18 protein-coding genes are annotated in these 22,367 nt (G+C 61.5%); 4 read left to right on the top strand and 14 right to left on the bottom strand.

Features of this window, described 5'->3' with window-relative positions:
- Positions 1-368: 368 nt before the first annotated feature.
- Positions 369-1,652 (bottom strand): FAD-binding oxidoreductase, encoded by a 1,284-nt coding sequence (locus J3D60_RS24285; RefSeq protein ID WP_253493076.1) that lies wholly within the window; start codon positions 1,650-1,652, stop codon positions 369-371.
- Positions 1,653-1,823: 171 nt separating this feature from the next.
- The gene (locus J3D60_RS24280) at positions 1,824-3,314 is read right to left on the bottom strand and encodes an aldehyde dehydrogenase family protein (RefSeq protein ID WP_141156609.1); all 1,491 of its coding nucleotides are present in this window, start codon (positions 3,312-3,314) and stop codon (positions 1,824-1,826) included.
- Positions 3,315-3,467: 153 nt separating this feature from the next.
- Here J3D60_RS24280 and J3D60_RS24275 point away from each other — a divergent pair, with 153 nt between their 5' ends.
- From J3D60_RS24275 to nadE, 3 genes are all read left to right on the top strand, one after another.
- A complete protein-coding gene (locus J3D60_RS24275) occupies positions 3,468-4,358 on the top strand; it encodes a LysR family transcriptional regulator (RefSeq protein ID WP_065925611.1) in 891 nt (296 codons plus the stop codon).
- A gap of 145 nt (positions 4,359-4,503) precedes the next feature.
- Positions 4,504-5,718 (top strand): nicotinate phosphoribosyltransferase, encoded by a 1,215-nt coding sequence (gene pncB / locus J3D60_RS24270; RefSeq protein ID WP_065947132.1) that lies wholly within the window; start codon positions 4,504-4,506, stop codon positions 5,716-5,718.
- Positions 5,719-5,721: 3 nt separating this feature from the next.
- Entirely contained in the window at positions 5,722-6,549 is an 828-nt protein-coding gene (gene nadE / locus J3D60_RS24265; RefSeq protein ID WP_027607697.1) for an ammonia-dependent NAD(+) synthetase, read from the top strand.
- Positions 6,550-6,623: 74 nt separating this feature from the next.
- On the opposite strand, the gene azu is transcribed toward nadE, so the two are convergent.
- Positions 6,624-7,070, bottom strand: coding sequence for an azurin (gene azu, locus J3D60_RS24260; RefSeq protein ID WP_253493075.1), 447 nt, complete (start codon positions 7,068-7,070; stop codon positions 6,624-6,626).
- 332 nt (positions 7,071-7,402) lie between these two features.
- Between azu and J3D60_RS24255 the strand changes: the two genes are divergently transcribed.
- Positions 7,403-7,585 (top strand): hypothetical protein, encoded by a 183-nt coding sequence (locus J3D60_RS24255; protein ID WP_027607695.1) that lies wholly within the window; start codon positions 7,403-7,405, stop codon positions 7,583-7,585.
- A gap of 103 nt (positions 7,586-7,688) precedes the next feature.
- Here the strand turns inward: J3D60_RS24255 and J3D60_RS24250 are convergent, their stop codons facing one another.
- The 11 genes from J3D60_RS24250 to rpsF form a co-directional block, all read right to left on the bottom strand.
- Positions 7,689-8,579, bottom strand: coding sequence for a transglutaminase family protein (locus J3D60_RS24250; RefSeq protein ID WP_253493074.1), 891 nt, complete (start codon positions 8,577-8,579; stop codon positions 7,689-7,691).
- Complete coding sequence (locus tag J3D60_RS24245) at positions 8,579-11,065, bottom strand: circularly permuted type 2 ATP-grasp protein (RefSeq protein ID WP_253493073.1); 2,487 nt, start codon at positions 11,063-11,065, stop codon at positions 8,579-8,581. Before J3D60_RS24245 ends, J3D60_RS24250 begins: the two co-directional genes overlap by 1 nt.
- A gap of 96 nt (positions 11,066-11,161) precedes the next feature.
- Positions 11,162-14,452, bottom strand: a complete 3,291-nt coding sequence (locus J3D60_RS24240) for a transglutaminase family protein (RefSeq protein ID WP_253493072.1) — start codon at positions 14,450-14,452, stop codon at positions 11,162-11,164.
- Positions 14,453-14,639: 187 nt separating this feature from the next.
- On the bottom strand, positions 14,640-15,101 hold the full coding sequence (locus J3D60_RS24235) for a hypothetical protein (protein WP_065940883.1): 462 nt from the start codon (positions 15,099-15,101) through the stop codon (positions 14,640-14,642).
- Complete coding sequence (locus J3D60_RS24230; RefSeq protein ID WP_027607691.1) at positions 15,098-16,018, bottom strand: hypothetical protein; 921 nt, start codon at positions 16,016-16,018, stop codon at positions 15,098-15,100. Before J3D60_RS24230 ends, J3D60_RS24235 begins: the two co-directional genes overlap by 4 nt.
- Before the next feature lie 207 nt (positions 16,019-16,225).
- The gene (locus J3D60_RS24225; protein ID WP_141156605.1) at positions 16,226-18,529 is read right to left on the bottom strand and encodes a YgiQ family radical SAM protein; all 2,304 of its coding nucleotides are present in this window, start codon (positions 18,527-18,529) and stop codon (positions 16,226-16,228) included.
- A 96-nt stretch (positions 18,530-18,625) separates the two neighbouring features.
- Positions 18,626-20,023, bottom strand: coding sequence for a replicative DNA helicase (gene dnaB / locus J3D60_RS24220; protein ID WP_065940881.1), 1,398 nt, complete (start codon positions 20,021-20,023; stop codon positions 18,626-18,628).
- A gap of 110 nt (positions 20,024-20,133) precedes the next feature.
- The gene (gene rplI / locus J3D60_RS24215; protein WP_003171376.1) at positions 20,134-20,580 is read right to left on the bottom strand and encodes a 50S ribosomal protein L9; all 447 of its coding nucleotides are present in this window, start codon (positions 20,578-20,580) and stop codon (positions 20,134-20,136) included.
- A gap of 18 nt (positions 20,581-20,598) precedes the next feature.
- The gene (locus J3D60_RS24210) at positions 20,599-21,489 is read right to left on the bottom strand and encodes a hypothetical protein (RefSeq protein ID WP_065925619.1); all 891 of its coding nucleotides are present in this window, start codon (positions 21,487-21,489) and stop codon (positions 20,599-20,601) included.
- Between the two features lie 36 nt (positions 21,490-21,525).
- Positions 21,526-21,756, bottom strand: a complete 231-nt coding sequence (rpsR, locus tag J3D60_RS24205) for a 30S ribosomal protein S18 (protein WP_003171373.1) — start codon at positions 21,754-21,756, stop codon at positions 21,526-21,528.
- A 29-nt stretch (positions 21,757-21,785) separates the two neighbouring features.
- Positions 21,786-22,208, bottom strand: coding sequence for a 30S ribosomal protein S6 (gene rpsF / locus J3D60_RS24200; protein WP_003171371.1), 423 nt, complete (start codon positions 22,206-22,208; stop codon positions 21,786-21,788).
- Positions 22,209-22,367 lie beyond the last annotated feature (159 nt).

Below are 22,367 nucleotides of genomic sequence, written 5' to 3'. Positions count from 1 at the left end.
TGCTCCGATATTTTTGATTTTTGGCACGACAACTTGCGTTCAAACTTTTCACTGAAAGCCCAGAGCAAGCCTCGTGCCATTACGTTTTTATTCTTCAAAAAGACACGGTGTCATTGTTATTGCAGGCGTTTCGGCTCCGCTCGCCAGGACGTGCAACCCTCTAGCATCAATAGGTGCAACCCGCGGGCCGAAAAAGTACAACCCTGACGGGTCGCACCTGCAACCAAAGCAATAAACGACAGTTCCTACAGCTGTAACAGCCTGCGTAACGGAACTGCACATTTACAGTGCGCAACTGCTACGACCTGCACCAATACAGATTAGTAGCCGGCTAAGAAAATGCAGGCTTCTGAGCGGTATTTCGCTGATCAGATCACGATCCTCAGGCATTGCCCGGCGTGATACAGCGAAAATCCGGCTTCATACAGGCAACTGCGCAGCCCAACCCCGGCCAGCGGTTGCATGGGTGCAAACGGAATCGGCAACGCCTGGGGATCCTGGTGACACAAATAGTCGGCGAACGCCTTGCCGACCACGCTGCCGGTGGTCACGCCGCGCCCGTTATAGCCGGTTACCGCCACCAGGCCGGGGGCGGGCTCGAACAGGCGCATCAGGTGATCGGGGGTGAACGCGATGCAGCCGGTCCAGGTGAACTCCCATTGCACCGATTTGAGGTACGGGAAGTAATGTTGCTGCACCCGATCAGCCCACGCCTTGAGGAACCACGCCGGTTTCTGGTTACCGTTGCCCAGGCTGCCAAGCAACAGGCGGCCATCGGCATCGCGGCGGATGCTGCTCAGTACCTGGCGCGTGTCCCATGAGCCTTGGCCGCCGGGCAGAATCTGCTCGGCGGCGGCGTCGGTCAGCGGCGCGGAGGCGACCTGGTAGTAATAGCCGGGGAAAAAATTGCGTCGCAGCTCGGTCCACTCACCTTCGGTGTAGGCGTTGGAAGCGATGACCACTTGTGCAGCCTGCACCGAACCGCTGGCGGTCTGAACGGACCAGCTCGCACCTTGGCGCTCCAACCGGGTGACCGGCGAATGGTCGAACAACTGCCCGCCAAGTCCCACGGCGGCATTCGCCAAACCGCTGGTGTAGGCCATCGGGTTCAAGGTACCGGCACGCCGATCCAGCAAAGCGGCGGCGATTTTCTTGGTGCCGGTGGCATGTTCACAAGCCTGGCCGGTGAGCAATTCCACCGGCGCGCCACGGCGCTTCCACTGCTCTTCACGACTGCGCAAATCCGCCTCGCCACGGGCGTTATGTGCCATGTGCAAAGTGCCCTCGCGGCGCAATTGGCAATCGATGTTGTATTTGTCGATCAGGCTGAACACCAGCGACGGTGCCGCGCCGAGCATGCGGTTGAGCTGGCTGCCAACCGCTTCGCCGAAACCGGCTTCGATCTCGTCCGGAGGGATCCACAGGCCGGCATTCACCAACCCGACGTTGCGCCCCGAACCGCCGTGGCCAGTGCGATGGGCCTCCAGCACAGCGACGCTTTTACCCTGTTCCAGCAAATGAATGGCGGCGGACAAACCGGTGATGCCGGCGCCGATCACGCACACATCCACCTTGACCTCGCCCTGGAGCGCGGCACGATCAGGCCGGCCAGGGGTGAGGTGTTCCCACAAACATGCTTCGCGTAGTGCCATTGCCAGACTCCGGTGAGACCTAACAAACAACAATCTTGATGTGCAATGCGGTCAAATGTGGGAGGGGGCTTGCCCCCGATCGCAGTGTGTCAATCAACAGATGTGCAGCTGATCCACCGCTTTCGGGGGCAAGCCCCCTCCCACATGTGACCGCATTCCGTCTTGAGGAGGTCAGTCGAAGGTGATGCCCTGGGCCAGTGGCAACTCCAGCGAGTAGTTCACGGTATTGGTCTGGCGGCGCATATACCCGCGCCATGCATCCGAACCCGACTCACGCCCGCCACCGGTCTCTTTCTCACCGCCAAACGCGCCGCCAATCTCCGCGCCGCTCGGGCCGATGTTGACGTTGGCGATTCCGCAGTCGCTGCCCACCGCCGACATGAACTGCTCGGCCTCGCGCACATCAGTGGTGAAAATGCACGACGACAGGCCTTGGGGCACGGCGTTGTTGAGGCGCAGGGCTTCGGCGAAGTCCTTGTAGCCGACGACATACAAAATCGGCGCGAAGGTTTCGGTGCACACCACATCGCTCTGCTCAGGCATTTCGACAATGGCCGGCGACACGTAGTAGGCGTTGGGAAACTTGTCTTCCAACTGGCGCTTGCCGCCGAACACCTTGCCGCCTTCGCTCAAGGCCTGCTCCAGGGCGTCCTGCATAGCCTCGAAGCCATGCTTGTCGATCAACGGGCCGATCAGGTTGCCCTCCAGCGGGTGGCCGATGCGCACTTTGGAATAGGCGGCCTTGAGGCGGGTGACGATTTCTTCCTTGACCGACTCGTGGGCGATCAGGCGGCGCAAGGTGGTGCAGCGCTGGCCGGCGGTGCCGACGGCGCTGAACAGGATGGCGCGCACGGCCATGTCCAGGTCGGCGCTCGGGCCGAGGATCATCGCGTTGTTGCCGCCCAGCTCGAGGATGCTGCGGGCAAACCGCGCGGCGACTTTCGGCGCCACTTCGCGGCCCATGCGGGTGCTGCCGGTGGCGCTGATCAGGGCCACGCGTGGGTCATCCACCAGCGCAGCGCCGGCATCGCGGCCGCCGATGATCACCTGGCTCAGGTACTGCGGCGCGTCCTTGAAATTCTTCAGCACACGCTCGAACAGCGCCTGGCACGCCAGGGCGGTGAGCGGGGTCTTTTCCGACGGCTTCCAGATCACTGCGTTACCGCACACCAGTGCCAGTGTGGTGTTCCACGCCCACACGGCCACCGGGAAGTTGAAGGCGCTGATCACCCCGACCACGCCCAGCGGGTGCCAGGTTTCACGCATATGGTGGCCTGGGCGCTCGGAGGCGATGGTCAAGCCGTACAACTGGCGGGACAGGCCCACGGCGAAGTCGCAGATGTCGATCATTTCCTGCACTTCACCCAAGCCTTCCTGGGTGATCTTGCCGGCTTCCCAGGACACCAGTTCGCCCAGATCGGCCTTGTATTGGCGCAGGACATCGCCGAACTGGCGCACCAACTCGCCGCGACGGGGTGCCGGCACGTTGCGCCAGGCCTCGAATGCATGCTCGGCGCGACTGACCTGTTGCTCCACCTCGGCGGCACCCTCCCAGTGCACACTGCCGATACGGCTGCCATCAATCGGCGAATGCACGGGTTGTTTACCCGCCTGGTACAGCGCCGGGTTTACCCCGAGACGATCAAGCAATGCGGCAACCATGGGTCACTCCTTCAATCTTCGAACAAAAAATCGCACCGCGGCACGCACGGCGATCCAGGCCTTATTTGTAGCTGGCCCAAGACTTGCCAACAAACGACGATTAGGCGAGATATCATTCCGTTTATTCATGCAAAGAATAAAAAGAGGCATGCCGTGCTGAACAAAAGACATTTGCCCTCGATCACCGCGCTGCAGTGTTTCGAGGCCGCCACCCGCCACTTGAGCTTCACCCGCGCCGCCGAGGAGCTGAACCTCACGCAAAGCGCAGTGAGCAAACAGGTCGCGCAGTTGGAGGAATTACTCCAGCACCTGCTGTTCCGCCGCGTACGCCGCCGCTTGCAGATGACCCCGGCAGGCGACCTGTACCTGGTGGAAGTGCGCAAGATCCTCACGCAGGTGGAGATGTCCACCCACTACCTGCGCTCCTATGGCGGCGAGACCGAAGTGTTGCGCGTGTCCACCCCCTACACCTTTGGCGCGCGCTGGCTGGTGCCGCGCCTCAAGGGCTGGCGCCTGCGCCACCCGCAGATCCACCTGGACCTGTGCAACGAACAGGAGCCGGACGAACTGCTGCAAGGCAAGGCCGACATGGCCTTCTACTTCGGCCAGGGCTCGCGCCCCGGCACCGAGAGCCTGAAACTGTTCAGCGAAGAGTTGGTACCGGTGTGCGCCCCGGAAAGCCTGCCGGCGCAGCCGTTCACCGATCCCACGCAACTGAGCGACCTGGTGCTGCTGCAAAACGCCTCGCGCCCCCAGGGCTGGCATGATTGGTTTGCCGACCAGGGTTATCACACCGAACACAGCTACCACGGACCGCGTTTCGACACCTTTTATATGTGCATCCGCGCGGCGCAGGTGGGCTGTGGCGTGGCGCTGCTACCGCGCTTCCTGGTGGAAGAAGAACTGGCCGACGGCAAGCTGGTGATCCCCTGGCAGCATGCGATGCCGAGCCAGGACGCTTATTACCTGGCCTTCCCGGAACACGCGGCGGAGGTGCCCAAGGTGCGGGAGTTTGTGAAGTGGATGATGGAGCAGGTTGTTTAGTGCCTGGAATATCGCCATCGGCGGCAAGTGGCCTTGGCAAAAAAATCACTGGCAAACCTACCCGCGTCTATGCGCCACTAGCCCCCTTCCTTAATTGTGCGTAAAGGTCGGCGCCCATCGCCCGACCTGTCTGGAGATTCCCGTTATGAGCGAGAGTGTGTTTGCCGATCGCATCGTGCAGAACTTGCTCGACACCGACTTCTACAAGCTGACCATGATGCAGGCGGTGCTGCACAACTACCCCAACGTGGAAGTTGAATGGGAGTTTCGTTGCCGCAACAGCGAAGACCTGCGCCCGTACCTGGCGGAGATCCGCTACCAGATCGAGCGCCTCGCCGAGCTGAGCCTGAGCCCCGACCAACTGGGGTTCCTGGAACGTATCAGTTTTATGAAGCCGGATTTTTTGCGCTTTCTCGGGCTGTTTCGCTTCAACCTGCGTTATGTGCAGACCGGCATCGAGAACGGTGAGTTGTTTATCCGCCTGCGCGGGCCGTGGCTGCATGTGATTCTGTTTGAAGTGCCGATGCTGGCGATCGTCAGCGAAGTGCGTAACCGCTACCGCTACCAGACCGTGATCCTCGAACAGGCCCGCGAGCAGCTGTACCGCAAGTTCGACTGGCTGACGGCCAACGCCAGCAGCGACGAGCTGGCCGAGCTGCAAGTGGCCGACTTCGGCACGCGCCGACGTTTCTCGTACCGCGTGCAGGAAGAGGTGGTCAGCGTGCTCAAACATGACTTCCCCGGGCGTTTTGTCGGCACCAGCAACGTGCACCTGGCCCGCGAGTTCGACATGAAGCCGCTGGGCACCATGGCCCATGAATGGATCATGGCCCACCAGCAACTGGGCCCACGCCTGATCGACAGCCAGATCGCCGCCCTCGACTGTTGGGTCCGCGAATACCGTGGCCTGCTGGGTATCGCCCTGACCGATTGCATCACCACCGATGCCTTCCTCGGCGACTTCGACTTGTACTTCGCCAAGCTGTTCGACGGCCTGCGCCACGACTCCGGCGACCCGGTGCAGTGGGCCGAAAAAGCCATCGCCCACTACCACAAGCTGGGCATCGAGCCGATGAGCAAGACCCTGGTGTTCTCCGACAGCCTGTCGTTGCCCAAGGCCTTGGAAATATTCCGCGCGCTGCGTGGTCGCATTAATGTGAGCTTCGGCATCGGCACCAACCTGACCTGCGATATTCCAGGGGTGGAACCGATGAGCATCGTGCTTAAAATGACCGCCTGCAACGGCCAGCCCGTCGCAAAGATCTCCGATGAAGCGGGCAAGACCCACTGCACCGACCCGAATTTTGTCGCCTATTTGCGTCATGTTTTCAAAGTACCTGCCATCTCTAGCAAGGAGTGAATCATGCAAGCCGTACAGCGTGAGATTGCTGAACAGCTCAAGGTCCAAGCGCCGTTCAAGGACCAGGCCGCCCTCGAGGCCGAGGTTGCTCGGCGCGTGGCGTTTATCCAGGACTGCCTGCGCAATTCCGGGCTCAAGACACTGGTGCTGGGCATCAGCGGCGGCGTCGACTCCCTGACTGCCGGCCTGTTGGCCCAACGCGCGATGCAGGAACTGCGCTCCCGCACCGGTGACGAGGCCTACCGCTTTATCGCCGTGCGCCTGCCCTACGAAACCCAGTTCGATGAAATCGATGCCCAGGCCTCGGTGGACTTTATCGACCCGGACGAGCGCCACACCGTGAACATCGGCCCGGCGGTGAAAGCCCTGGCCAATGAAGTGGCGGCGTTTGAAGGCAAGGCGGCGGTGTCCCGCGACTTCGTACTCGGCAACACCAAGGCGCGCATGCGCATGGTGGCGCAGTACACCATCGCCGGCGCGGCCAGCGGCCTGGTGATCGGTACCGACCATGCGGCGGAAGCGGTGATGGGCTTTTTCACCAAGTTCGGTGATGGCGCCTGCGACCTGGCGCCGTTGAGCGGGCTGGTAAAGAACCAGGTACGCGCGATTGCGCGGTTCTTTGGTGCGCCGGAGTCGTTGGTGGAGAAGGTGCCGACGGCCGACCTTGAAGACCTGTCGCCAGGTAAACCGGATGAAGCGTCACATGGCGTGACCTATGCCGAGATCGATGCGTTCCTGCACGGTGAGCCGGTGCGCGAGGAAGCGTTCCGAATCATCTGCGAGACGTACCGCAAGACCGAACACAAGCGGGTGATGCCGTTTGCGCCTTGAGGTGAGCCAGATAGTGGTGTGTTGATTGGCAGGCAGTCATCGGGGGCAAGCCCCCGATGAACGATAACGCGGTCTTACTTCAGGACCACAGTGCCCTTCATCATCGAGATGTGGCCCGGGAACGAGCAGAAGAACGTGTAATCCGTACCGGCCGCCAGTTTCGAGACATCGAAGGTCACCGAATCCTTCTCGCCGGCACCAATGATCTTGGTGTGGGCGATGATGCGATCGTCACCCTCTTTCAGGTAGTTCTTGTCGATGCCAGCAGCCATGCCATCAGTGGCAACCGGCTGCATGTTGGCGGCGCTGGTCAGCACCCAGTTATGGCCCATGACGTTTTTCGGCAGGTTACCGGAGTGAGTCAACTCAACGGTAAACGTCTTGCAGCTCTTGTCGATCGTGATTTCCTTGGTGTTGAAGGACATCTGGTCAGTGGAGTCGACGGTGACCTTGCACTCTGCAGCAAGCAACTGGCCGCTGGCCAGAGTCAGCAGGGAAACAGCAACGAGTTTGGCAAACATGTGAATCTCCAAGGCAGGGTTTAAACAACGCGTAATGCGACAAGGGTGCCTGAGGCAGGCAGAAATGCTTATGACCTGAATCAACAGATTGTATACAACTTTAGGCTATCAGACTTATCGACACAATCAACCAGCCAAAGTGCCGCAGGCTGTCTATGATCGGCCCATCACCCACTGGAGCCCGAGCCATGCACCTCAACCAACTGTTCAATGGCCTCCTGGCCGCGTACGCCTGCGGTAAGTGAAGGCCAAGCGCCCCTTGAAGCTGCTACCATGTCGTCCCAAGGCAGCTGCGCGCCGCCACCCTCACCTTCGACCCTAGAGGATCGCCCATGGCCAAACCTAATTACTCCTTCGCCAAACGTCAGAGAGACTTGGCCAAGGAACAGAAGAAAGAGGAAAAGCTGCAACGCAAGAAAGCCGCGGTAGATGAAGAAGCCGGCGCACTCAACCCGGATGCTGATGGTGAAGTAACGAACGACGAGACTGAAACACCAAAAGATCCAGCTGAATAATTATTTACTGTAGGAGCGAGCTTGCTCGCGAAGAACGTCAACGATAACGCGGGAATCCAGGATCAACGCGGCGCCCTCAGGTTCTTCGCGAGCAAGCTCGCTCCTACACCAGCGGCATCACCGTCACCCGCACCTCCGGGTCATGGCTCCCTCCCCCCAGAATCACCCCACGCAACGGCGACACATCGGAGAAATCCCGGCCCCAGGCCAGGGTGATGTGCTCCAGTGCCGGCTGCACATTGTTCGTCGGATCGAAATCCACCCAGCCCGATACCGGGCAATACACCGAGACCCACGCGTGGGACGCATCGGCGCCGATCAGGCGTGGCTGGCCGGGCGGTGGCTGGGTGAGCAGGTAGCCGCTGATGTAACGCGCCGCCAGGCCGCGCGAGCGCAGGCAGGCGAGCATCAGGTGGGCGAAGTCCTGGCACACGCCGCGGCGGCGCTCCAGCACTTCCACCAGTGGCGTGGCGACCTGGGTGGCTTCGGCATCGAAGGTGAATTCACTGAAGATCTTTTCCATCAGCGCCTGTACACCCAGCAGCAACGGCTTGCCAGGGGGAAAACAGCTTTCGGAAAATTCGACGAAGGTTTTCTTCAAGTGCACGTAGGGCGATTCGAAGCGGTAGCGGCAGGCTTCGATCAACTCGAGCGACAGCGGCTGGCTGCTGTAGGTCAGGCTGTCGCGGGTCTGGTCCCAGGCGGGCGACTGCTGGAAATCCAGCACCGGCCGCGCCAGCACTTCCACGGTCAGCCCGGCGTTCACCAGTAATTCATCATGGGGCCGCTCGAACGCCAGACGGGTGATCGGGTTGCCGAACACGTCCAGCTCATCCCGGCGTGCGGACGGCGGCGGGCTGATGTCCAGTTGCTGGGCGCTGCAACGCTGCCAGGCGCACGGCCTCGGCCATAAATGCGCGAGCTGCTGGGCCAGGGACACCGGGCTGTCGTAGTGGTAATGGGTATCGTGGAAAATCTGGTAGCGCGCACTCATCACACCGACACCGTTTGCTGACTGACATCATCCACATGGGCAAAGTGGCGCAAGGCCAGACGATCCGACACTTGCCCACTCTCATCGGCGACCGCCTGCAGCAGGTCGGCCAGGCCTTCCAGTGCGGCACGCACGCTGGATTCGCCAAACAACGGGTTCTCCAGGCACGCCAGGTCGAAGCGCGCCAGGCGCTCCACCAATGGGCCCAGGCCGGTTTCCCGAGGCACACCAAAATCGTCGTTGAGACGTCGCAGCGTGCGGCTCACCAGCTTGAGCTGGAACAGCACCGCGTGGGGGTTCTGCTCGTCCAGCAGCAGCAGGTCGAGTACCGGGATCAACTGCGGCACCGCCAGGTAGCGCGAGCGGTAGGTGATGCTGCTGTTGCCCAGCTCCAGCAACCACTCCAGCCCCGCCTGGTCGAACACCGCCACGCCGCGCAGGAATGCCGCCAGGCTGCTGCTGAGAAATTGCAGGCGCTCGATGCGCCGGCCCATCATCAGGAAGCGCCAGCCTTCGTCGCGGGTCATGTCGTCGAGGGCAAACCCAGACAGCGCCGCCAGGGACATCACCAGGCGGTTGAGGAAATCCAGCAACTCACCAAAATCTGGGCTTTCGCTTTCCAGCTCCAAGGCTTCGCGCTGCAACTCCACCAGGGCCTGCCAGTTCTCACGGGACAACTTGCCGCGCACCTGGGACGCCGCCCACTGCAAGCGTTGCAGGTTGGCGCGCAGGCTCGACGGCCAATCATCGCCGAGCAAGGCCGCCTGCAAACGCTCGGGCAACTCGCCCTCCTCCGGCAGCAGGCGCAGGTTTTCACCCAACTCGACCGCCGCCTGCAAGGCCAGGGGGTCATCGCCGTCGACATAGCGCGCCAGCACGATGCGCAGCCAGCGTGCGCTGTCGTCGCAGCGTTCGCAGTAACGGCCGAACCAGAACAGGTTTTCCACCACGCGGGACGGCAGATAAGGGTCGCGGCGTACCAGGTCGTGTGCACCGATCGCGCGCTGGGCGCGCCAATGCTCGCCACTGCTGGCGCGTTCGCCCAGCACCCAGGTGTCCTTGCTGGCGCCGCCGCGCTGCATCGATACCACTTCGGCATCGGCGTCGGCCGCCACGCGGGTCAGGCCGCCGGGCAGTACGCGGTAGCCCTCCACGCTGGCCACGGCATACACGCGCATGCCGATGGCGCGGTGTTGCAGGTGATCCTCCACGGTGTGCCATACCGGTGCCTGGGACAGTTGCGCCAGCTCCTGGGCGACGTAGGCGTAAGGCCGCGCAAGCATGCGTTCGGCCAGGGCCTGGCGTTGCTCGTCGTTCAAGTCGCGACCGAATACCGGGGTGAAACTTTGCGACGGAAACGCTGGTTTGATCAGCAGTTCCGGCAGTTTCTCCAGGGCTTCGGCGAGCACCGGCGCCTCACCGCACCACCAGGTGGCGATGGACGGCAGGATCAACTCTTCGCCGAACAGGAACTGGTTGATCCTGGGCAGAAAACCGAGCAAACCGGGGGATTCCAGCACGCCGCTGCCCAGGGCATTGGCCACCAGCACATTGCCCTGGCGCGCGGCGTCAAGCAGGCCGGGTACGCCGAGGGCGGAGTCAGTGCGCAGCTCCAGCGGGTCGCAGAAGTCGTCGTCGAGGCGACGCATGATCGCGTGCACCCGGCGCAGGCCACTGAGGGTTTTCAGGAACACCGTGCTGTCGCGCACCGTGAGGTCGCCGCCTTCCACCAGCGGGTAGCCGAGCTGGCGCGCGAGGTACAGGTGTTCGAAATAGCTTTCGTTGAAACGTCCAGGGGTGAGCAACACGATCAGCGGTGGCTGGTCATCGCTCGGTGCCTGGCGGGCCAGGGTTTCCTGGAGCGTGCGGAAGAAACCGGTGAGGTGCTGCACCTGCAGATCACGGTACAGGTCCGGGAAGGCGCGGGACACGATGGTGCGGTTTTCCAACGCATAACCGGCGCCCGAAGGCGCCTGCGTACGGTCGGCGGTGACCCACCAGCGGCCATCCGGGGTACGCGCCAGATCCACCGCATACAGGTGCAGAAACGCACCATCAGGCGGTTGGATGCCCTGGCACGGCCAGAGGAAATTGTTATGCCCGAACACCAGCTCGGCTGGTAGCAGGCCCTCCTTGATCAAACGTTGCGGCCCGTAGAGGTCCGCCAGCACCGCGTTGAGCAGGCGCCCACGCTGGGCGATGCCGGCTGACAGCTGCTGCCATTCATCGGCCGCCAGCACATGGGGCAGCAAGTCCAGCTCCCACGGGCGATCGGCACCCTTGGGGTCGGCGTAGACGTTATAGGTGACGCCGTTTTCCTGGATCTGCCTTGTCAGCAGCGCCTGGCGCTGGGCCAGTTGCGCGGGTGTGCTGCGTTGCAGGTGATCGAGCAAGCGCTGCCAATGGGCGCGTACTGCGCCACTGTCGTCCAGCAGTTCGTGATAAGTACCCGCGGTCAGCGGGTATTGGTCGAGCAAGTCGGGCATGGAACGCTCGGCAGAGGCAAAGGGGCTCAGTTTAATTCAAATTCACTGCAATCTAATGTGGGAGGGCGCTTGCTCCCTCCCACATTGTGATCGCTTTTAGTCATTTTTATTGGGGTGACGCCGCAGATCCAGGGTCATCGGCAATTCGTCATTGATCACAACACTCGGCACGGTGAGCTTGCCAGGCGTGTGGCCGAGACGGAAAAACCGCGCCATGCGCCGGCTCTCCGCCTCATTGGCGTTTACCGGCAAGCTGTCGTAGTTACGCCCGCCCGGATGCGCAACATGGTACTGGCAGCCGCCCAGGGAGCGTTGCATCCAGGTGTCCAGCAGGTCGAACACCAGCGGCGCATGGACCGGGATGGTCGGTTGCAGGCAGTTGGCCGGTTGCCAGGCGCGGTAACGCACGCCGGCGACGAACTCGCCAATGCGCCCGGTCGGTTGCAGCGGCACCGGGATGCCATTGCAGGTCAGCAGGTAGCGTTGCGGCGGCAGCCCGCTCACCTTCACCTGCAAGCGCTCCAGGGACGAATCCACATAGCGCACCGTGCCGCCCACCGCGCCCTCTTCGCCCAGCACATGCCAAGGCTCCAGGGCCTGGCGCAGTTCCAGCTCGATCCCGCTGACGGCGTAATCGCCCACCTTGGGGAAGCGGAACTCCAGGTGCGCGGCGAACCATTCGGCGCGTAACGGGTAACCGGCGGCGTTCAACTCGACGATCACATCGGCAAAGTCCTGCTCGATAAAGTGCGGCAACAGGAAGCGGTCATGCAATTCGGTGCCCCAGCGCGCCAGTTTCGGCGGCGCATAGGGCTCACGCCAGAAGCGCGCCACCAAGGCCCGCAGCAGCAGTTGCTGGGTCAGGCTCATGCGTGCGTGGGGCGGCATTTCAAAGGCCCGCAACTCGAGAAGGCCCAGGCGGCCCGTGGCACCGTCGGGCGAGTAGAGTTTGTCGATACAGAATTCGGCGCGGTGGGTATTGCCCGTCACGTCGATCAACAGGTTGCGCAGCAGGCGATCCACCAACCACGGCGGGCATTCTTCACCCGGCTGCGGCATTTGCGCAAAGGCGATTTCCAGCTCATACAGCGCGTCGTTGCGGGCTTCGTCCACCCGCGGTGCCTGGGAGGTCGGGCCGATAAACAGGCCGGAAAACAGGTAAGACAGCGAGGGGTGGTTATGCCAATAGCTGATCAGGCTGCGCAGCAGGTCGGGCCGGCGCAGGAACGGCGAGTCCTTGGGCGTCGCGCCCCCCAGCACAAAGTGGTTGCCGCCGCCGGTGCCGGTGTGGCGGCCGTCGATCATGAACTTCTCGGTGGTCAGCCGGGTTTGCCGCGCCTCCTCGTAGAGGAATTCGGTGCGTTCCACCAACTCGTCCCAGGTCGCGGACGGCTGCACATTGACCTCGATCACACCCGGATCCGGCGTGACGCGGAAGTTGCTCAGGCGCATATCGAACGGTGGTTCGTAGCCTTCCAGCAGCACCGGGCAGTGCAGTTCCTCGGCGGTGGCTTCGATGGCTGCCACCAGCTCCAGATAATCCTCGACGCGTTCCAAGGGCGGCATAAACAGGTACAGGCGCCCTTCCCGCGCTTCGGCGCACAGGGCGGTGCGGGTCAGCCAGTCGGCGGACTCGTCGACCTCGGGCACTCGCTCGTCGCTCGGCGCGGGTTCGCCATGGCTTTGCAGTTGCGTGCTGGTCGGCAGTTCCGGCTGATCCTGGTTAGGGTCGGTGGGGTGCACGAACGGATACTCCGCCGCCGTCACCCACGGCTGCGAGGCCAACGGCAGGCGATAGCCCAGCGGTGAATCCCCCGGCACCAGGCGGCAATGGTTATCGCGCAGGTACCAGCGCCCGCTCTGCCAGCGGTCATTGGCCGCCGTGCGCGCCAGCGGCAGTACCTGGCCGATGACTTTATCCAGGCCCTGGCTGAACACTTTGCGCAAGCGCTCGCGCTCCAGCTCGTCGCTCAAGCGCGGGTCCTGGGCCGTGACGTTTTGCGGCAACGCACCTTCGCGCCACAGGTAGTAGAAGTTGTCTTCGAAGGCCGGGAATACAAAGCGCGCTGGCAACTTCAGGCGCTCGGCGACGCTGGCCAGGAAGCGCCCGGCCATTACGCCATCGGCGCCGTAGTCCTGTTGTTCATCGGCGATCAGCGCGCTGTTGTGCCAGATGGGCACGCCGTCACGGCGCCAGTAGCAATTAAGCGACCAGCGCGGCAATTGCTCGCCGGGGTACCACTTGCCCTGGCCGAAGTGCACCAGGCCCTTGGGTGCGTAGTGCTTGCGCATGCGCTGGAACAGCTCGGCGGACAAGCGCCGCTTGTCCGGCCCGAGGGCTGCGGTGTTCCACTCGGCGCCGTCAGGGTCGTCGATGGAGACGAAGGTCGGCTCGCCGCCCATGGTCAGGCGCACATCATCCTTGAGCAAGTCGCCATCTATTTGCCGGCCCAGGGCCTGGATCGCCAGCCATTGCTCTTCAGTGTAGGGCTTGGTCACCCGTGGTGCTTCCCAGATGCGCTCCACCGACATCTCGTGGGTAAATTCGCACTCGCAGGGTTCCACCAGCCCACTGATCGGCGCGGCGGACGATGGATCGGGACTACAGGCCAACGGGATATGCCCCTCACCGGCGAACAGCCCGGAGGTGGCATCCAGGCCGATCCAGCCGGCACCGGGCAAATACACTTCGCACCAGGCGTGCAGGTCGGTGAAGTCGACTTCGGTGCCGGAGGGGCCGTCGAGGGCTTTGACGTCGGCGGTCAGCTGGATCAGATAGCCGGACACAAACCGCGCCGCCAACCCGAGATTGCGCAGCAATTGCACCAGCAGCCAGGCCGAATCACGGCAGGAACCGGAAGCGTTTTCCAGGGTGAATTCCGGGGTTTGCACCCCCGGTTCCATGCGGATCAGGTAGCCGATGTCGGCGGCCAGACGCTGGTTGAGGCCCACCAGGAAATCCACGGCCGGCAACGGCGTGCGGTCGATACCCGCCAGGTAGGCGGCAAACCTCGGCGTCAGCGGCAGGGTTTCCAGGTACGGCGCCAGCTCGCGCTGTTCATCGGCGGCGTAGCTGAAGGGAATTTTTTCGGCGTAGGGCTCAAGGAAAAAATCGAACGGGTTGAACACCGCCATCTCGGCGACCAGGTCGACTTCGATGCGCAGTTCATCGGTCTTTTCCGGGAACACCAGACGCGCCAGGTAATTGCCCTGAGGGTCCTGCTGCCAATTGATGAAGTGCTGCTCGGGCAGCACTTTGAGTGCATAGGACAAAATCCGCGTGCGGCTATGGGCCGCCGGGCGCAGACGCACAATCTGTGGGCCGAGTTCGACCGCGCGGTCGTAGCGGTAATGCGTAACGTGGTGCAACGCGACATGAATCGACACGGCGGCCTCCTGCGAGCCAGGGCATGGACACAACGCGCGCAAGACTTATGCCAGAGCGGCGGTCATTGCGCTTTATCGTAAGACCCGGTGCAGTACAGCACCAAAACGGCGCCAACGGTGGTGTCGTGGTGCAGGCGCCGCACATATTTGTGGCGTTAATGTGAGGATGGGTGGCGAATCTACCCAATCAACGGGTTTTGCGCTTTGCGATTACGGCTGGTTTAACCGCCTGCCGAATGCGACGGATTCCCACGAGTTTCGTGCGCATCTCTCGTTGAACCTTGCTGTTAAGTGTCAATAATCCGAGCAATGGGAATAACAGCGCCAACCCATAAAGGACTTTGTGAGGCTGGAATTGAACCATCGGAACTACAAACAGTAGACAGGCGACATAGATACCGACCATTACCCACACCCAGGAGGGTCGGCCCCGCAAAATCATAAAGTTGCTATGGACCGTCAACAGAATGAGCAGCGCCCCGGCAGACATGATCTTGAGCCCCACTTGAGCCATCGGCGCATCACGAAAATAGGTGATGAACGCCAGCGCCACAGCCAACGCCAAAGAAAAACACGCAGCAAATACGCCGCCCATAAACGTCAGAAAGTATTGTCTGAAAAAGTCGCGTAGCGTCATCAATTCGCTCATTCGCTTACCTCCTCGTACAGTCCAATCGCGATGGTGTTGACGTTTCCGGAGTAGGCACTCCCGCCAAACCCAACGCTTGCGCCCAGGACGTCTTTGATCTGGGTAGTGGTGCTGTGCTTGAGCTGCGTAGGGGTGAAACGCTTGGTGAGTTCGCCCGACGCCTGCCTCAATTTGATCATCTTCGCGGTCAAGCTGGGATGGTTGATGCTCAGCAGCTCTTTCGTCAGCTTGGCTCTTTCCTGGCGATTCAAACCGCGAAGCACATCACGCAGGCTCTTGCCCGTCGATGCTTTGGCGGCCCTGACCAGCTTGACCGTCGTCAGGGCCGAAGCCCCCACGCCTGCCAGTGATACGGCGTCCAGCACGATGGACGCATTCTGGTACCAGCCTTCACTGTCGAGCGAATCCTTGACTTCAGGTTTGGCGACTTCCAGCGCTGTTCGGGCAATGCCGTTGAAACACTGAAGCGTACTTGCGCCGGCAGCCGCATACCCCACTACAACGATGACGGAACTGGCGCCAGCGCTGAAAGGCACCAGAATTGTTCCACTGGCGATCGCAGCCCAACTGATGACCGCCCCCAAGCAGGAGATTCCGGTATTCACGGCTTCGCCAATCAGTCGCGATTCTCGAGGATTGCTCACGACATGTTGAGCAAACTGTGTTGGCGCAATGTACTTCTGCGCTTCACGCAAAATGATGCGCTTGGGCTTGATGCTGCAGATGGGCTTGAATTCGCGCAGGGTAATGACGTTGAAGTCGGCGTCGATATACACCACCCCCGCGCCGACGATGCTGGGGTCGGCGTCGATGGCCGCGAACAGCCGTGGCAGGTTGATCTGGCTTTCGATGCGCTGGCGCGCCATGAACTGGGAGCGGTTGGAGTCCATGCCGATGCCGGCCAGGGGGTTGCCCATGGGGTGTTCTTCCTTGAAGGGTGGAGACTGGACTGACGCTATCGGGGGCAAGCCCCCTCCCACATTGGATTGCGAATACGGTCAAGTGTGGGAGGGGGCTTGCTCCCGATAGCGATTTAATGGGCGCCACCTTACCAAACAGCCTCACCCGCGACCAGAAAGCAAAACGCCAGCACGAGGCTGGCGTTTTGCATATTCAGGCTACGATCAACGTGGCACGACCGGCTTGCGGGCCGGCTTGCCGCCCTTGCCCTTGGCCGCATCGCTGCGTTCCTTGGCCGCCTGCTTGTTACGCGCCTGGGCCGCAGCCTTGGCTTGCTCACGCTTGTCCCACGGGTTGCTGCCGTCGCTGCCACGGGGCGGCAGGCCGGTGTGCTGGGTGAGGATCCTTGTGGTGGTTTCCTTGGCGACCTTGTGGCTGCCAGCCGGCGTCGAGTTCTTGCGACGGGCGCTCTGGTAGCTGTCGGTGCTCGGCTGGTGCAGCGGGATCAGTTGGTCCTTGCCCGACCCGATCAGGTCGGCACGGCCCATGCGGGTCAGCGCTTCACGCAGCATCGGCCAGCCCTTCGGGTCGTGATAGCGCAGGAACGCCTTGTGCAGGCGGCGCTGCTCTTCGCTCTTGACGATAGTCACCGCGTCGCTCTTGTAGGTGACCTTGCGCAGCGGGTTCTTGCCCGAGTGATACATCGCGGTGGCAGTGGCCATCGGCGACGGGTAGAACGCCTGCACCTGGTCGGCGCGGAAGCCGTTGCCCTTGAGCCACAGGGCCAGGTTCATCATGTCTTCATCGGTGGTGCCCGGGTGAGCGGCGATGAAGTACGGGATCAGGTACTGCTCCTTGCCCGCTTCCTTGGTGTACTTCTCGAACATGCGCTTGAACTTGTCATAGCTGCCGATGCCCGGCTTCATCATCTGGTTGAGCGGACCTTCCTCGGTGTGTTCCGGGGCGATCTTGAGGTAGCCACCGACGTGGTGGGTGACCAGCTCCTTGACGTATTCCGGCGACTCGACCGCGAGGTCGTAGCGCAGGCCGGAAGCGATCAGGATCTTCTTCACCCCCGGCAATGCACGGGCGCTGCGGTACAACTGGATCAACGACGAGTGGTCGGTGTTCAGGTTCGGGCAGATGCCGGGGAACACGCACGACGGCTTGCGGCACGCGGATTCGATTTCCGGGCTCTTACAGGCAATGCGGTACATGTTCGCGGTCGGGCCGCCGAGGTCGGAGATCACACCGGTGAAGCCTGGAACCTTGTCGCGGATCTCTTCGATTTCGCGAATGATCGACTCTTCGGAACGGTTCTGGATGATCCGGCCTTCGTGCTCGGTGATCGAGCAGAAGGTGCAGCCGCCGAAGCAGCCACGCATGATGTTCACCGAGAAGCGGATCATGTCGTAGGCCGGGATTTTCTCCTTGCCGTACGCCGGGTGCGGGACACGGGCGTACGGCATGCCGAACACGTAGTCCATTTCTTCGGTGGTCATCGGAATCGGTGGCGGGTTGAACCACACGTCCACTTCGCCGTGCTTCTGCACCAGGGCGCGGGCGTTGCCTGGGTTGGTTTCCAGGTGCAACACGCGGTTGGCGTGGGCATAGAGCACGGCGTCGCCACGGACTTTTTCCACCGAGGGCAGGCGGATCACGGTCTTGTCGCGGGTCATGCGCGGGCTGGCCAGGATCTGCACGACCTTGGCTTCTTCCGGATCATCGACCGGCCCCTTTTCCTGCTCGATGGCGCAGGCCTGGGTGTCCTGGGTGTTGACGTACGGGTTGATGATCTTGTCGACCTTGCCCGGGCGGTCGATACGTGTGGAATCCACTTCGTACCAGCCGGCTGGGGTATCGCGACGGATGAACGCGGTGCCGCGCACATCGGTAATGTCTTCGATCTTGTGGCCCCACGACAGGCGCTGGGCGACTTCGACGATGGCCCGCTCGGCGTTGCCGTACAGCAGGATATCGGCGGTGGCGTCGATCAGGATCGAGTTGCGCACGCGGTCCTGCCAGTAGTCGTAGTGGGCGATGCGGCGCAGGGACGCTTCGATGCCGCCGAGTACGATCGGCACGTTCTTGTAGGCTTCCTTGCAACGCTGGCTGTACACCAGGCTGGCGCGGTCCGGGCGTTTGCCGGCCATGCCGCCTGGGGTGTAGGCGTCGTCGGAACGGATTTTCTTGTCGGCGGTGTAGCGGTTGATCATCGAGTCCATGTTGCCGGCCGCGACGCCGAAGAACAGGTTCGGCTCGCCCAGTTTCATGAAGTCGTCTTTGGACTGCCAGTTCGGCTGCGCAATGATCCCGACGCGGAAGCCCTGGGACTCCAGCAGCCGGCCGATGATGGCCATGCCGAACGACGGGTGGTCCACGTAGGCATCGCCGGTGACGATGATGATGTCGCACGAATCCCAGCCAAGCTGATCCATCTCCTCCCTGCTCATCGGCAGGAATGGCGCAGGGCCGAAACATTCGGCCCAGTACTTGGGATAGTCAAATAACGGCTTGGCTGTTTGCATGACGGTGACCGGTGTTGAGATGAAAAATCGCGGGCGCGGAATATAGCACAAATTTTGACCAATTCCGACGGTAATGGTCGGAATTGAGCAGACGGGTTATTCGTCGTCGTCGAAGTTGTAGCTGCCCGGCGCCAGGTTCTCGAAGCGCGTGTATTTGCCGATGAATGCCAGGCGAACAAAGCCGATCGGGCCGTTACGCTGCTTGCCGATAATGATCTCGGCAATGCCTTTGTGCTCGGTCTCGGGGTGATACACCTCGTCGCGGTACACGAACATGATCACGTCGGCATCCTGCTCGATCGCTCCGGATTCCCGCAGGTCGGAGTTCACCGGGCGCTTGTTGGGACGTTGTTCCAGGGAGCGGTTGAGCTGGGACAGGGCGACTACCGGGCAGTTGAATTCCTTGGCCAGGGCCTTGAGGGACCGGGAGATTTCGGAAATTTCGTTGGTGCGGTTATCGCCACTGGAGCCCGGGATCTGCATCAATTGCAGGTAGTCGATCATGATCAGGGCGATGTCGCCGTGCTCACGTACCAGGCGGCGGGTACGTGCACGCATCTCGGACGGGCTGATACCGGCGGTGTCATCGATAAACAGCTTGCGGTCGTTGAGCAGGTTGACCGCCGAGGTCAGGCGCGGCCAGTCGTCGTCTTCCAGGCGACCGGCACGCACCTTGGTCTGGTCGATACGGCCGAGGGACGACAGCATACGCATGATCAGCGATTCGCCTGGCATCTCGAGGGAGTACACCAGGACGGTCTTGTCGCTGCGCAACACGGCGTTTTCCACCAGGTTCATCGCAAAGGTGGTCTTACCCATGGATGGACGGCCGGCGACGATGATCAGGTCGGACGGCTGCAGCCCGCTGGTCTTCTCGTCGAGGTCGGTGTAGCCGGTGGAAATACCGGTGATAGCGTTGTCGGTGTTGAACAAGGTGTCGATGCGGTCGATGGCCTTGGTCAACAGGTCGTTGACGCTGACCGGGCCGCCGGTTTTCGGGCGCGCTTCGGCGATCTGGAAAATCTGGCGCTCGGCTTCGTCAAGGATTTCGGCGGCGGTGCGGCCTTCGGGGTTGAAGGCGCTGTCGGCGATTTCGGTGCTGATGCCGATCAACTGGCGCAGGGTGGCGCGCTCGCGAACGATCTGGGCATAGGCCTTGATGTTGGCGACGGACGGTGTGTTTTTTGCCAGTTCACCCAGGTAGCCCAGGCCGCCGACCTGGGAGGTCTGGCCTTCCTTGTCCAACTGCTCGGCCAGGGTCACCACGTCGATTGGGGAGTTCTGGTCGGCCAGCTTGGCGATGGCACGGAAGATCAGGCGGTGGTCATGACGATAGAAATCACCGTCCGAGACTTGATCCAGCACGCGTTCCCAGGCGTTGTTGTCCAGCATCAGGCCACCGAGCACGGCCTGTTCGGCCTCGATGGAATGCGGCGGCACCTTCAGGGCAGCGGTTTGCAGATCGTATTGCTCAGGAGCTGAAATATCGTTCATGGCCACTTGGAATTAGGGGATTGTAGAAAAACAAAAGGCACGACCTGTAAACAGGATCGTGCCCGATGTTAACTGCCCGGCACACGAGGTGCCAGTCAGTTAGGTGCGACTTAAGCTGCTACCACGACAACGCGTACGGTGGCTTCAACTTCGGCGTGCAGGTGCACGGCTACGTCGAATTCGCCTACGTTGCGGATGGTGCCGTTCGGCAGACGAACTTCGCTCTTCTGCACTTCAACGCCGGAGGCGGTCAGTGCATCAGCGATGTCGTGGGTGCCGATCGAACCGAACAGCTTGCCTTCGTCACCGGCGGTGGCAGTGATAGTCACTTCCAGCTCAGCCAGTTGGGCAGCGCGAGTTTCGGCCGAAGCTTTCTTGTCTGCTGCTGCTTTTTCCAGCTCAGCGCGACGCTCTTCAAACGCAGCCAGGTTGGCAGCGGTTGCAGCGGTGGCTTTGCCGTATGGCAGCAGGTAGTTACGACCGTAGCCGGCCTTAACGTTCACTTTGTCGCCCAGGTTGCCCAGGTTGGCGACTTTTTCCAGAAGGATCAGTTGCATGTGAAAATCCTCTAACTTTTAACCTTCACCGTTCGCGTTATCGGCGTCTTTCGGCGCAGAACGTCCGCGAAAATCAATCAGGCTGTCGACAATGGCCAAGACCACGAGTAACGGACCGATCAAGTGCATGAGCGGCAGGACGGTGACGTAGATCCCCACCAGCCAGAAACTGGCCAGTCTTTTCTGCGCGACAAGCCCGTGAATCAGGGACAAGCCAGCGAAGAACAGCGGTACACCGCACAACGGCAACAGGATCAAGGTGTGCCACCCGATAAACGGGGCAACGCACATGACGGCCAGCAGTGACAGCGCAACGCGCTTGGGGATCCGGATTGCGCGAAACTCGCTTCCGAAACCGCCGGGGTTATACAACAACGCCTGCCAATAGCGCCCAAGAATCAGGCACAACACACTAAAGACCTGCACCGAAACCGCTGTCGAAATGATCAACATCGGAACTGCCAGTGAAGCGAGTGCTGCTTTCTGGTCTGCCGAGAACTTCTCGTAAGACTCACCCATCACCAGCGGCAAGACGTGTTGAAACGTCTGCGCCAACGACTCGATGAAGGAACCGAAGACGGTCCCCAGGCTCACCGCACACAACAACCCCACGGCCGTGCTGACCAGCAGCACGCGATTCCAGGAATGCCCGGCGCGCAAAACCAACGCCAGGCTGCAACTCCCCAACAGCACCAGAAGCGCTGTCGGGTCTTGCAGGAAATGCCAGCTCACCAACACTGACAACAACCCCAGACCCAGGACGCTCAAGGCGTCCGAACCGCGCCGCAGGAGCACAAGGCAACCCGCGGCGGCACCCAACCAGAACAACAACGGCAACACTGCACATCCAGCCACTACCAGAGTGGCCTGCACACGACCGCGCATGATGAACTCAGCTAAGGCGCGCATGCATTCAATCCCTTACTACTTGTCGACTGCCCGGTCTCAGCGGCCGTGGCTGTCGGTGTAGGCCAGCAGGGCCAGGAAGCGGGCGCGCTTGATAGCGGTAGCCAGCTGACGCTGATAACGTGCTTTGGTACCGGTGATACGGCTTGGAACGATTTTGCCGGTCTCGGATACGTAGGCTTTCAGAGTGTTGAGATCTTTGTAGTCGATCTCCTTCACTTCTTCAGCGGTGAAGCGGCAAAACTTACGACGACGGAAGAAACGTGCCATTTGATAGGCTCCTTAATAAGGTCCGTGGATTACTCGTCAGCGTTATCGCTGCTGTCGCTGTCATCACTATCAGCGCTATCAGCGCCTTCGTGCTCAGGACGGTCGCGACGCTCACGGCGCTCACTGCGGTTTTCTTCTGCCTTGAGCATCTCGGATTGGCCGGTGACGGCTTCTTCGCGACGGATGACCAGGTTACGGATCACTGCATCGTTGTAGCGGAAGTTGTCTTCCAGCTCGGCCAGGGCCTTGCCAGTGCACTCAACGTTCAGCATCACGTAGTGAGCCTTGTGAACATTGTTGATTGCGTAGGCCAGTTGACGACGACCCCAATCTTCCAGACGGTGGATTTTGCCGCCGTCTTCTTCGATCAGCTTGGTGTAACGCTCAACCATGCCGCCGACTTGCTCGCTTTGATCCGGGTGGACCAAAAAGATGATTTCGTAATGACGCATGAATGCTCCTTACGGGTTGTAGCCTGCCGCTCAAAAACGGTCAGACAAGGAGTGAATGACACTTATGGATCTTGCCGCAGGGAGGCACATCGGTGCCTGCCAGGAAGGCAAGGGGCGCAATTGTAGAGAAGGGGAAGAACGGGCGCAAGGTGATTGGTG

It is taken from the genome of Pseudomonas sp. S3E17, assembly GCF_024168685.1.
GTDB classification, from domain to species: Bacteria; Pseudomonadota; Gammaproteobacteria; order Pseudomonadales; family Pseudomonadaceae; genus Aquipseudomonas; species Aquipseudomonas marginalis.
This window is presented reverse-complemented; position numbering and strand designations above follow the sequence as displayed.

What these genes read in the sequence shown, in the direction of transcription:
- azu (WP_253493075.1), bottom strand. Translation starts at nt 7,070, where the DNA reads ATGTTTGCCAAACTCGTTGCTGTTTCCCTGCTGACTCTGGCCAGCGGC.
- rplI (WP_003171376.1), bottom strand. Translation starts at nt 20,580, where the DNA reads ATGCAACTGATCCTTCTGGAAAAAGTCGCCAACCTGGGCAACCTGGGC.
- dnaB (WP_065940881.1), bottom strand. Translation starts at nt 20,023, where the DNA reads ATGAACGATATTTCAGCTCCTGAGCAATACGATCTGCAAACCGCTGCC.
- J3D60_RS24250 (WP_253493074.1), bottom strand. Translation starts at nt 8,579, where the DNA reads ATGAGTGCGCGCTACCAGATTTTCCACGATACCCATTACCACTACGAC.
- nadE (WP_027607697.1), top strand. Translation starts at nt 5,722, where the DNA reads ATGCAAGCCGTACAGCGTGAGATTGCTGAACAGCTCAAGGTCCAAGCG.
- J3D60_RS24210 (WP_065925619.1), bottom strand. Translation starts at nt 21,489, where the DNA reads ATGCGCGCCTTAGCTGAGTTCATCATGCGCGGTCGTGTGCAGGCCACT.
- J3D60_RS24225 (WP_141156605.1), bottom strand. Translation starts at nt 18,529, where the DNA reads ATGCAAACAGCCAAGCCGTTATTTGACTATCCCAAGTACTGGGCCGAA.
- J3D60_RS24255 (WP_027607695.1), top strand. Translation starts at nt 7,403, where the DNA reads ATGGCCAAACCTAATTACTCCTTCGCCAAACGTCAGAGAGACTTGGCC.
- rpsR (WP_003171373.1), bottom strand. Translation starts at nt 21,756, where the DNA reads ATGGCACGTTTCTTCCGTCGTCGTAAGTTTTGCCGCTTCACCGCTGAA.
- J3D60_RS24245 (WP_253493073.1), bottom strand. Translation starts at nt 11,065, where the DNA reads ATGCCCGACTTGCTCGACCAATACCCGCTGACCGCGGGTACTTATCAC.
- J3D60_RS24285 (WP_253493076.1), bottom strand. Translation starts at nt 1,652, where the DNA reads ATGGCACTACGCGAAGCATGTTTGTGGGAACACCTCACCCCTGGCCGG.
- pncB (WP_065947132.1), top strand. Translation starts at nt 4,504, where the DNA reads ATGAGCGAGAGTGTGTTTGCCGATCGCATCGTGCAGAACTTGCTCGAC.
- J3D60_RS24280 (WP_141156609.1), bottom strand. Translation starts at nt 3,314, where the DNA reads ATGGTTGCCGCATTGCTTGATCGTCTCGGGGTAAACCCGGCGCTGTAC.
- J3D60_RS24230 (WP_027607691.1), bottom strand. Translation starts at nt 16,018, where the DNA reads ATGGGCAACCCCCTGGCCGGCATCGGCATGGACTCCAACCGCTCCCAG.
- J3D60_RS24235 (WP_065940883.1), bottom strand. Translation starts at nt 15,101, where the DNA reads ATGAGCGAATTGATGACGCTACGCGACTTTTTCAGACAATACTTTCTG.
- rpsF (WP_003171371.1), bottom strand. Translation starts at nt 22,208, where the DNA reads ATGCGTCATTACGAAATCATCTTTTTGGTCCACCCGGATCAAAGCGAG.